Here is an 11,421-nt window from a genome sequence, read left to right as displayed (position 1 = left end):
CGTGTCGCCAGCGTTGGCGGCAAATCATAATGGCTGCCAATTCATCAATAGATTGGGCTGTTGCCCGAAAAAAGTGTGCCCTGATTTATCCCGGAGAGTTGCTGGAAATACCTCCTGTCTTTGAGGAGGCGAATGCTCAGAATCGGCCTGTGCCCAGGGCCCAGGTGGTGGATGCGAAGAGTTTCTATAGTGAGAAGGGGAGGGGAGGGGCGAATAGCGGGGGAAATGCGTTGCTTTCCGGTGCTTCAACGACAGGTAGTGTTTGGGATATGTATAATAATTTCGGGTTTAAATACCACAATTCATATCCAACAACACAAGGTTACATGAAGCCTTATTCAGACTTTGCTGGTAGAAATTGGTCCAAGCAAGCATTAAAATTTAAAGGCCTGTCTAGCAAAGTTAAAGGATTTGGTAACCTTGGAACAGGTTTAATGGTTTTTCAATCGGCTTATAATTTTTATAATGGAGATAGGTCTGTTCTTAATTATATTGATGGAGGAGTTGGATTAACAGGATTAGGGAATTCGGCCTTATTATATTATGGCGTAGGAAGTGTTGTTGTAGGGCCACTTGTTGCATATTATGGATTTGCTCGATTATTGTATGACTTCGGAGCAAAACCAAATATAGAAAGAATTCAAGATAATATAATGAACGATAGATCCCCACTAGATGGAGTATATAATCCAACAACAGGAATGTATGACCGTCCCATGAGTTGGTAACAAAAAGTAATTTAATGAGAAATTTGTATGATTTACTTTGGGTAAATGCAATTGTAAACTCAAAAGGATATAAGAGTAAGGAATCTGACTGGAAATTTGGCGTGTACTTTATAATAACAGTTGCAAATTCGTTGAATTTTTTTGTTCTATTATTATGGCTTGAATTTTTTAATATCAATGCACGTAAGTTTTTTTTTATTTTTGAGACCAACACTGTCCTGACGAGTGCTTTGGGTGGATTTTTGAATTTTGGACTCCCTTTTGCAATTATTAATTATTTTGTAATTTTTTATAAAAAGAGATATGTGAAGCTAATATCAAAATACTCCTCAACATACAATGGAAAATTGGCGCTAAGGTATATTTTGGGGAGTATATTACTCGTAGTTATAACTGTTATTATTGTAGCGTAAGCCTATTATCAACTGCTTTGATTTTCATTTTTGGTCAAATTATATCGGTGCTGGAACAAATTCCCGGGAGGATGTTGTTTGTGGTGGGTTTGTTATTTCTCACTATTTTGCTTTTGTGGTTGGAGTCGCTCCGAAGACGAAGAATTATCCTTAAGGTATTCAAGAAAGTAGTCTCAGACCGGTTTGAAGGATGGGTATGGTCAGATTTTCCTGATAAAAGTGATTTGCATTATGAGGGAATTGTTGCACATTTTCGACAAGCAGCGAGGTTTGAATGTTTTAATGTCGTTGATGGCGGGTCTCAACCAATGGTTTTAAGATATGACGACTGTGAAGGAATAATTAAACAGTATTTTAACGTCAATCGTGCGATGCGTACTGACTCTTGCAGGAAGATTGTAGTTCGCGCGTTGTGCGGCAGGAATAGGGTAATTATTTACAAAAGAATAAATGAAAAGTTGTTTTTTGTCTTAATTTCGGAGGTCTTGGATTATTCCCTGTTATTCAGTAGGTGATTTTTGCATAAACTGTTATAAACCAATAGAGTTGCCGTCCTGCGGAGAGCTGCTCTGTTGCTGTTGTTCTAATGTTCCTTGACTTATTTCAAAGGATTTTCGGCCAGGAAGCGTTGGCTGTCGATGGCGGCCATACAGCCGGAAATGGAGGTGGTCATGGCCTGACGCCAGTAAAACCTATAAATAAGCCGTCTTCCACTGTCGTGGCTGTAGGTTTCGGTTGCTGGGAGGAGTTGCACATTAATGGCATCAGTTTCGATAACCGTTGGACCAACAATTATGGGCTTGTATCATGAGTTATAATCGTAGTTCAGCAGCTATTAATAATTGGTATAATAAAAGTGGCGCTAAATATCTTGGGGAGTACAATATTCCCGTTTTTAGACGAAGAATAATATGGGAGAGGAGGTTTCTAAGCTTGCATCAATTATTATTGGGCGAGTAATCCTTGGTGGTATGGGTTTAGCGCTTAGGTGGGTTTATTATCAGTTGATGTTAATTTCAACAACTAAAAATAGGACCGGACAGAGTTAGTTTTTCACTCGCGTTAAGTTGCAGAAGCCGGTATCGCTATGTGGTTGTTGCCATTCAGTGAAAGAGCCGTAGAACCAACCTTTTAACTTGAAATTGAATTGTATGTTTGAAGGAGTTGTAACTTGAACGGAAATATGACAAGTAAATCGCAAATAGAAGTTAAAAACAAGCTCATTTCTATAGTTAAACAGAACGAGCAAGATTACATCTGCCTGACTGATATGGTAAGAGACGAAGAGGGTACAGACCATATTCGTAACTGGATGAGAAATCGTAATACTGTAGAATTCATTGGTTTATGGGAGGTTTTGAATAACCCGAATTTTAAACATGTCGAATTCGACACCTTTAGAAAGCAAGCTGGATTAAACAGTTTCAATTTGACACCGAAAAAATGGATTGAGGCAACTAATGCAGTAGGATTGATTTCTAAGTCAGGTAGATATGGAGGGACTTATGCTCATAAAGATTTAGCATTTGAGTTTGGTTCTTGGATTAGTCCAATGTTTAAGCTTATGTTGATTAAGGAATACCAAAGATTAAAGGAAGTTGAGAGTAATCAATATAACCTTGAATGGAACGTTAAACGTATTTTAACAAAAACAAATTATGTGCTTCACAATGAGGCTGTTCGAGACTGCATTCTGCCCGATAAAAACTACGACAAAGACAAAGAATGGTTAATATATGCGGAGGAAGCAGATTTGTTGAATGTTGCATTGTTTAATTGTGCAGCTAAAGATTGGCGTGAAGCAAACCCTGAGAAAGCAAAGAAAGGATTAAACATACGTGATTTCGCAAGCATAAACGAACTTGTTGTTTTATCAAACCTTGAGAATTTTAATTCTTTTTTAATTCGTAATCAAATTGATAAACCAGAACGCTTCAACCAGTTGAAAGATATTGTGAAAGTTCAGTTAAAATCGCTTGACAAGCAGGATTTTATGAAGTCATTAAAGAAAATTTCTGACGACATATATATCAAAAATAAAAAGAAATTGGAATAATCAACGAAACGGTAACCTTTGGGTGTCCTTTAAGAATCCGAAATCCGGTGTTGATAAGGTCCTTGTTTACGGTTACCATAACCTGCTGAAGTAAGCGGTAAATGCTTTTAGGATTGGAGTCTGGACAAGAAGACACTTATTTAGCAGAAGCCTTGAAGAACAAGTAGATTTTAGAGGCGATGCGGGCGATTAGCCAGAAAAGTGGACCCGTTACTTTGCCGGTGTAGGCCAGGCATTTTCCCGGTAGGCCCAGGGCCAACCGGGCCAGTGGCCAGCGGGCCCTTCCAATTTTCACCACCATCCCTTTGTAATGGGAGTAGGGTACCAGCTCATCGATGTTGCGATTGGCATCACCCCGGGTGAGGAGTCCCTTGTTGGTTACTTTCAGTAAGCGGTGCGCCACCCAGGCATCTCTGCCCTCGAATACCACCACTGCGCCTTTTTTTAAATGACCAATGGCGGTCTGTTTCACCAGAACCACATCGCCATTCATCAGCAGAGGAAACATACTTATGCCCCGCACCGCCACCTGCACTGTGTTTCCACTGCGCAGCAGTTCGTCCATAAGCCCGTAATATTTCGTTTCCTTGTCCGTCGGCATAATTGAAAGCAATTTGTCAAAAGTAGCCATTATTCGATAATTGTGACATGATACCAGTTTTGAATGCAACCTCCTTGATTGTTGATACCAACTTCGGGACGCAAAAAAGTTAGTTGTGTTGGCCATTCTTATTTGGCAACCTGTAGTATTTGGTAGATAGTTGCAGGGACAAAAATGTTGTAAAGCAGGTGTGAATCAATTGTAAATCATTATATTTGCCTCTGGTGACTTACTGTGTTTTATCTATGAATTGTTATGGTAAGACCAGCGAGGCCCTCTTCCTTGATTTACCTAAACCAGCTCAAAAATGAAAAAGTATTTTTACACACTCTTTTTATTAGTCTTTTTTCTTAGTTCTTTGGCTAGTCATCAGGCGTCGGCCCAATTTGTCAGTCAACCTACTGTGGGAGACTACGAGGATCCTGCAGCTTGGGTTGGAGAGCTTGTTCCTGATGGTTCTCCAGGGCAGCCAATGACTATTGTTGAAGGAGCTGTAATAACCCGAAATGGTGACTTTGATCCCGCGCGTGTTGAAATTGAGGGTGCGCTCATTGTTAATGGGAATTGTTCTTTTGGAAACTGGGGTGAGCATTTTGTTCGAAACGGAGCCGTTTTGGAAGTTTTTGGAGATGTTGACATTTCCCAGCGCTTTATAGTAGAAGAGGGAGGCTGGGTGATAGTGCATGGCAATGTGAGCAATTCTAATGCAGGAACCTTTATTAATGGCAATATGATTGTCGAAGGTGATTTTTCTATTTCTAATGGTGAGTTGGAAAATACAGGGAAGCTTGTTGTAGGCGGAACGTTTGAGTTTAATGGTGGAGGATTCAAATCTCCGGACGGAAACAGTAACCTGTATTTATTTGATCCAGATGCAGACCATTCGTATGCATACTTCGAATTGGATGACAAGTATGGTGGTTTAGAAGATTTCAAAAGGAATGAGCAGGATAATGCCGCTCTGCTTGATTTTGTGGCGAGTATGTGGCCGGACTTAGGTCTTCGTGCCATCATTTGGAGGACAAATGCAGGGAGCGTTGACTGGGATGATGCAGCAAATTGGATACCCAGAAGACCGGATGAAAATTCTAGTGTGCGGATTGGACCTGCAGAAGAAGGAGCCCATTGTCCGGTAATTTCTGCGGAAAATGGCTTGATAATTCTTAGAAACCTTAGCATCGAGGCCGGTGCTGAGTTAACTATGAAGCCTGGGGCTCAATTAACGATAAACGGGAAGCTGATAATAGCAGAGGGTGAATCTCCAGGGCCTCAGAGCGGTCGTCTTATTGTAGAACATGAGTATGGCGTGGGGGGGATGTCATCACTTATTACCAAAGGGCTTGTGACGGGAAAAGTATCTACAAGAATGAGCCTGCCGCAAGACCAATGGTTTTATTTGGGTAGTTCGAGTAAAGATGCCGTTTTTAGTGATTTCGGTGCAGGGGGGGATGGGATAATTATAAATGTCTATCGTGCCAAACAGTGGTGGGGAATAAAATCTGGTCTGGCTTCAAGGACCCTTCGCGCAATGGAAGGTTTGGTAACGAATTATTTGCCGGAAATCTCCGATAAGGATGATGATGGAATGGCAGATGAACGCGTAATTGAATACGATGGCTTGGTGCATACAGCAGAAGTTAGTCGAGAGTTTGATGAAACGGGATTTCATTTATTGGCTAATCCTTATCCCGCATTTATTGATTGGGAATATGATGAGGAATGGGTTCGCCCGGATGTGGATCCAACCATGTGGTATCGTGCGAAAATAGGTGAAGAAATGGCATTTGTTACCTATAACAAAGCAGCTGTTGATCAGGCAAAGATAGCGTTGTACCCGGATACTGAAGTTGATTTTACAACCGAGGAGGAGTTGGCTCTAATTCCACCCATGCAGGCAGTATGGATAAAGACTTTACGACCTGGAGTCACCGTTACAGTTGAGCCCGGAGCCCGAAGACATGGTTTGGAGAACTCCATGCTAAAGAGTAGTAGTTCTTCCATTGATGCGAATGTTATTCGAATTGAGGCAGAGAACGCTTATTCAAGAGATGGAACGGTTATTTATTTTGCCGATGGTTATTCTACTGGTTACGATAGGGGCGATTCTGAGAAGTATTTCAATGATTCAATGAATATTCCTGAAATCTATACGAGAGTCGAAAATCGTTTTCTGGCCATTAATGGGTTGCCCAAGTTGAGTGAAGATTTGTATTCAATTCCTCTTTCGGTGCGAAACCGTGTGGAAGGGTCAGTAAGTCTTAAGTTCGACTTGGGGTATTTTAATGGAGAGCATACCGTTTATTTGGAGGACAAGGAAACTGGAGTATTCTTAGATGTAGATCGGGAACGCTCCTATGAATACGCCGTAACAAATACCGGGGATAATCATGAGCGCTTTGTATTGCATTTTGTCAAGGTGGCTACTGATATCGAATACCATCCGATGGTTATTAAAGATGAGTCGGCCAAAGAGGCGATCAGTATCAGAAACATAGGTGCTCAGGTGCTGGTTAGCTTTGGTGCGGGAGTATTGGAGAATGTAACAGGTAGAATCGGAGTATATACCGTCGATGGAAGAAAGGTTTCTGAAGGCGAAGCAGTTACTGGAAAAACACTGATTGTGTTGCCTAATGAAATAGGGCCTTATATTATACGTGCAAAGGCTGGGCCTGTGGAACAAAGTCAGATGGTTTTTAGTGGGCTAAAGTAGAATGACATAAAAGTTTTTTGATCCGGTATTGTAGCTCCGTTACAATACCGGATTCTTATTTGGAGTATTCATGCTTATCAACAAGAAGTATAAGGCATCAGTATTTTTTATAAAAGATTCATGTGAATGCATTGAGATGTTTAAATGTTTCGATGTATTTTTGGCACAATGCATGGATTAATGGTTTTCTTCAAGGGAACGTATGACAAGAATATTGATTAACTATAGAATTTTATTGTTAGTTTGGTGGGGTGCGGGTTTTGCTACGATGTTGGTAACTAATTCACAATTAGCTGTTACAAGTTTTTACTTTTTGATTGACTTTAACATTTTAAAGTGCAACCTAAGCACTTAAATGTCGTACAAAACAGTAATTGATTACTATATTTGCAGGTTGATTATAAGCTTTTTACGAATATTTGAACAGGATGGCGTAAAATTCACAGGTCAGGCGAAGTTGGATGATACAAAACAAAACGTATGAAAAAGCTATACATGAGGAAGTTGGGGTTATTGGTTTTGCTGATGGTTGGCGGTTCTTGGCAAGTTTTGTTAGCAGACTATGCTAGCAAGTCCGGTGAAAGTGGAGATTTTGAATCTACCGCAGTTTGGAGCACTAAGGGAAAGTTTAACGGCGCCCCTCCTGTAAATGGAGATGTCAACCAGGCGCTCATCATTGAAACGGGATCCATTATTACTAGAAATGGTGATTTTAATCCGGTTACGGTTACAGTAAAAGGTGAGTTTATTGTAAATGGGAACTACACAAATAATCAATGGGGTGGAGTTACGGTTGAAAATGGTGGTGTTCTTGAAATTTTTGGTGATTTGAACGCTTCTGCTAATGTTACAGTTAAGGGGGGAGGAACCTTGATTGTGCACGGGAGTTTAACCTCAAGTAATGCAGGAATTACCTCACATGGAGATATTATTGTTGTTGGGAATTTCAGTACTGGATCTAGTACGACTGTTCATAATACGGGGAATCTTGTAGTTGGGGGTAATTTTACCCATCTTGGTGGAGGGTTTGATGTAAAAGGTGATGTGAAGAATGATATTAAGATTTATATTCTAAATCCCGATGCTGTGATTACGGCTCCTAGTTGGTCAAAGATCAATGATCCTGGAATAGCTGGAGATTTAGCTGATTTTTTAACAGATGAAGCAGGAACTGACCTTGTTGATGTTGTTAATGAGGTACTCGTTTCTGTAGTAATGGGATACCAGTGGAAAACCGATGTCACTACCAGTATCTGGGGCCTTAAGGACAATTGGTCTGGAAATAAAGTCCCTACGAGCAACTCGAGTGTGAGAGTTAAGAATTCTTCTGGGGCTTATCCTGAGATTCGAAAGGAAGACGATTTGATTGAGGTTAACAATCTTACAATAGAGCCAGGTGCTACTCTCACTCTTAAGCCAGGTGCTCAACTCACCGTTAGTGGTAAGTTGACCATAGCAGATGGGGCATCGCTTATTATGGAACATGAGTATGGTGAAGGTGGCATGTCTTCACTCATTACGAATGGTGAGGTGGTTGGAAAAGTTAAAACAAAAATCAACCTGCCTCAAGACCAATGGTTTTATCTTGGCAGCTCCAGAAAGGACGCTGTTTTCAGTGACTTTAGTGCGGGTGCGGACGGTGTTATTATTAATGTTTATCGTGCCAATCAGTGGTGGGGAATTAAATCTGGTTTAGCTTCTCGGGCATTGCGTCCATTGGAAGGCATGGTTACTAACTATATGCCGGATAACCCTGATAAAGACGGTGATGGGGTTGCCGATGTACGTGTGATCGAGTACGAAGGAGATATGCATATTACAGAAGTCAGCAGAACTTTTGATGAACAAGGTTTTCATTTGTTGGCCAACCCTTATCCCGCTTTTGTCGATTGGCAAGGTGGTGAAGGTTGGGAACGTGTAGATGTAGATCCTACCATCTGGTATCGTGCAAAGATTGGAGAGGAAATGACTTTTGTAACTTATAATAATGATCCTGCTGTTCCTACGATGGGACGCATTGCGTTGTCACCCTATAAACTGACTGAAATAACTCCAGAAGTTGTTCAGGAACATTCTTTGATTGCACCTTCTCAAGCCGTCTGGATAAAGACCCTTAAGCCTGGGGTCGAAACTACCATTTTACCTTCTGTCAGGAGACATGGAATGGATATTTCCAGACTTAAAAGTAGTCGTACCTCAGATGATTCGGTTATTCGAATTGAAGCTCAGAATTCTTTTTCACGTGATGGGGCAGTAATCTTTTTTGCAGACGGATTTACTGAAGGTTATGACAGAGGGGATGCAGAAAAGTATTTCAATGATTCAAAAAACATTCCTGAAGTTTACACAAGGATTGACGATCGCTCATTGGCCATTAATGGTTTGCCTGCCTTGAAAGAGAATGTTCATTCTATTCCCTTGTCGGTTCGTAATAGGGTGGAGGGTGAAGTTTCTCTTAAGTTTGACCTTAGGTATTTTAATGGAGAGCATTCGGTCTATTTTGAAGATAAGCTTACTGGAGCATTTTTAAATGTGGCACGCAACAGCACTTACGAGTACTCAGTTACACAAACCGGAGAAGACCACGAGCGCTTTGCTATACACTTGTATAAAGTGACGACGGATCTTGAGGAGGTAAGAGTTGATAATGATGAAATAGCCGCAGGAGATGCCATCAGTATTAAGAGTGTGGCAGGCAAGGTGCTTGTAAGTGTTGGTATGGATTTGGTTCAGCAGACTCCTGGACATATTGAGGTATATACTATTGATGGCAGGAAGATATCTGAAGTGCCGGCTCGGAGCAGTAGAACCTTGGTGATTTTGCCGAATGATCGAGGTGTTTACATCATCAGAGCTCAGTTTGGCCAATTGGTCAAGAGTGAGAGGGTGGTTAATACCAGCAAGTAGATAATAAAACTGAATATATAGAATCCGATATCTGCGTGTCCGTCGATATCGGATTTTTTTTGGGGGGCTTAGGGTTACATTTTATGAAATACCTATTGCTTGTTTTTAGTCAAATAAAATGCACGTTTAGTCAAAATACGTGCTTGGTTTGGTTCTGTTTGAGAAACTTCTATTTTCCATATTCGTAAGTGAATATATGCTGATGGACAGCACTTAGGACAAGGCTTGTATAGTTATTTTTATCAAAACAATACAACTGTTAAGGATGTTATTTGTCGATTAGTTTTACTTTTGTAAGATTTTGGTTGATTGTTCAGGCACTAAAAAAAGAGCAGTCCATTTTTAAGGTTTTAAAAACCTGTTAGTTGCGTTATTAGAGAGATAAAGCAGGGATATGATTAGATTTTTACAGAAATTGTTTTACGCAGTTTTTTTACCCATATGTACCGGATTATTGGTTGGTTTTTCAGCAATACCATCCGAATACTACTATTTTAGTTTTGTTGCGTTTCTTCCCCTGCTTTTTGCCAGCGATTACGCCATGGCACATGCAAAACCACTTTTGATCTTTGTTTTCCAAGTGTTGTTAGCATTGGTTACTTATTTCATAATGAGTTTTTATTGGGTGCTACAAACTGCCAATATGGGTTTCTTAGTGGCAATTCTATATGTTATCCCATTTGTTTTGCTCGTTTCGTTCTATGTGTATTTTAAAAAGGCATACCCTAAGTTTGCTGCCCTGTATTTTATTGCAGCATGGCTTACGGCGGAATTGATTCAAGCCAATTTTCAACTTGGGTCGCCCTTTTTTAACTTAGGTAATAATTTGGGCGCCAACCATAAGTTAATACAATGGTATGAATACACGGGTGGAGCTGGTGGCACGCTTTGGGTTTTGATTGTAAATTTTCTGCTTTTTTCTTTCATTCGGAACTTCTCCAGTAGTTTTAAGCTGCTCCTTCAAAGGGGGCTTGTTCTGCTTTTTGTGGTATTTGCACCCATCATTTTCTCGCTTTCAATTTACGCCGGTTATAAAGAAAAGGGGCATTCTAAAGAAGTGCTTGTTGTTCATCCCAGTACCGATAACAGAGATGTGAAGTACAGGGTGAATATCTATGAACTAATGGATATCTATTTGGGCATTATGCTGCCCGAATTGTCTGGGAATACCGAATATGTGGTGCTGCCTGAAACTGCCATAACCAATGCCGGGTGGGTCAAGGATTTCAACCGAAATTTGGTTTTTAATCATTTTTATGAGTATACCGATAGTTTTCCAAATCTTAAGTTGATTACCGGGGCTGTTGTTTATGAAGAGATTCCGGACGTTGAAAAGATTAAGCACTACCAACGAATCCCAGGAATAAGGTTTTCTGAGAATTATAAAACCTGGTACTACACTTATAATGCTGCTCTTCAAATAGAAAAAGATCAGGCCCCGCAACTACGGGTAAAAGATCATTTGGTGCCTTATCAGGAATATGCCCCATATCCACTTGTTATGCCCCGTCTTACTCCTGTAGGAATTGATTTTCAGTTTTCAACGCGGGAAAATAACAGGATGGTTTATAGAGCAAATAATGGCTTGCAAACGGCTGCCATGGTTTGTTATGAAGTGGTTTACAATAAACTCTTTTACAAAGCATCCCAAGAAGGTGCTCAGGCTTTTTTTGTTTTGCTGAATGAAGGTTGGTACGAGAATGGTAGTGTGCCTAAGCAGTTTCTACAACATTCTGTTATTAGGGCTGTGGAAAACAGAAGGAGTATTGCTCATTCATCCAATATGGGGATATCTGCCATCATTAATCAAAGAGGAGATGTGATTGCCAAGACAGACAGTAAGCAGGCTGACACTTTGCGACAAGAAATAAAACTGAACAGAAAGGTGACTTTTGTTGCCAGACTGGGGTCATATATAGAAGTTTTGGCATTGATGGCCACTCTTGGTCTAATTGCCTACATTTTTGTCATGAAAATAAAAAACCCACGATTGTAATCCTTTGTAA

Annotated in this window: 8 protein-coding genes; 6 read left to right on the top strand and 2 right to left on the bottom strand. The window is 40.4% G+C overall.

Annotated features, from left to right (window positions below):
- Together B4W65_RS14560 and B4W65_RS14555 are read left to right on the top strand one after the other, a co-directional pair.
- Positions 1–728, top strand: a 728-nt coding sequence (locus tag B4W65_RS14560) for a hypothetical protein (protein ID WP_205741293.1), incomplete at its 5' end; no start/stop codon positions are given.
- 14 nt (positions 729–742) lie between these two features.
- Positions 743–1,141 (top strand): hypothetical protein, encoded by a 399-nt coding sequence (locus B4W65_RS14555; RefSeq protein ID WP_088655905.1) that lies wholly within the window; start codon positions 743–745, stop codon positions 1,139–1,141.
- A gap of 598 nt (positions 1,142–1,739) precedes the next feature.
- On the opposite strand, the gene B4W65_RS17330 is transcribed toward B4W65_RS14555, so the two are convergent.
- A complete protein-coding gene (locus tag B4W65_RS17330) occupies positions 1,740–1,895 on the bottom strand; it encodes a hypothetical protein (RefSeq protein WP_158522858.1) in 156 nt (51 codons plus the stop codon).
- Positions 1,896–2,324: 429 nt separating this feature from the next.
- On the opposite strand from B4W65_RS17330, the gene B4W65_RS14545 reads away from it, so the two are divergent.
- Positions 2,325–3,197 (top strand): KilA-N domain-containing protein, encoded by an 873-nt coding sequence (locus B4W65_RS14545; protein ID WP_088655903.1) that lies wholly within the window; start codon positions 2,325–2,327, stop codon positions 3,195–3,197.
- Positions 3,198–3,333: 136 nt separating this feature from the next.
- Here the strand turns inward: B4W65_RS14545 and B4W65_RS14540 are convergent, their stop codons facing one another.
- Positions 3,334–3,798: a signal peptidase I gene (locus B4W65_RS14540; protein WP_158522857.1), complete on the bottom strand. Its 465-nt coding sequence runs from the start codon at positions 3,796–3,798 to the stop codon at positions 3,334–3,336.
- Positions 3,799–4,105: 307 nt separating this feature from the next.
- Between B4W65_RS14540 and B4W65_RS14535 the strand changes: the two genes are divergently transcribed.
- The 3 genes from B4W65_RS14535 (at position 4,106) to lnt (ending at position 11,411) form a co-directional block, all read left to right on the top strand.
- On the top strand, positions 4,106–6,508 hold the full coding sequence (locus B4W65_RS14535) for a hypothetical protein (RefSeq protein WP_088655901.1): 2,403 nt from the start codon (positions 4,106–4,108) through the stop codon (positions 6,506–6,508).
- Positions 6,509–6,988: 480 nt separating this feature from the next.
- Positions 6,989–9,415: a T9SS type A sorting domain-containing protein gene (locus tag B4W65_RS14530; protein ID WP_088655900.1), complete on the top strand. Its 2,427-nt coding sequence runs from the start codon at positions 6,989–6,991 to the stop codon at positions 9,413–9,415.
- Between the two features lie 394 nt (positions 9,416–9,809).
- Positions 9,810–11,411 carry an apolipoprotein N-acyltransferase gene (gene lnt, locus B4W65_RS14525; RefSeq protein ID WP_088655899.1) on the top strand — a complete coding sequence of 534 codons (1,602 nt, stop codon included), beginning with the start codon at positions 9,810–9,812 and terminating at the stop codon, positions 11,409–11,411.
- Positions 11,412–11,421 lie beyond the last annotated feature (10 nt).

The sequence above is a fragment of the Geofilum rhodophaeum genome (genome assembly GCF_002210225.1).
GTDB lineage: Bacteria > Bacteroidota > Bacteroidia > Bacteroidales > Marinilabiliaceae > Geofilum > Geofilum rhodophaeum.
The sequence above is the reverse complement of the archived record's forward strand: the minus strand, read 5'-3'. Positions and strand labels throughout refer to the sequence as shown.

Bases quoted from the DNA above. Each gene is read 5' to 3' on its own strand.
- B4W65_RS14555 (WP_088655905.1), top strand. From the start codon at position 743: ATGAGAAATTTGTATGATTTACTTTGGGTAAATGCAATTGTAAACTCA.
- B4W65_RS14545 (WP_088655903.1), top strand. From the start codon at position 2,325: ATGACAAGTAAATCGCAAATAGAAGTTAAAAACAAGCTCATTTCTATA.
- B4W65_RS14540 (WP_158522857.1), bottom strand. From the start codon at position 3,798: ATGCCGACGGACAAGGAAACGAAATATTACGGGCTTATGGACGAACTG.
- B4W65_RS14535 (WP_088655901.1), top strand. From the start codon at position 4,106: ATGAAAAAGTATTTTTACACACTCTTTTTATTAGTCTTTTTTCTTAGT.
- B4W65_RS14530 (WP_088655900.1), top strand. From the start codon at position 6,989: ATGAAAAAGCTATACATGAGGAAGTTGGGGTTATTGGTTTTGCTGATG.
- lnt (WP_088655899.1), top strand. From the start codon at position 9,810: ATGATTAGATTTTTACAGAAATTGTTTTACGCAGTTTTTTTACCCATA.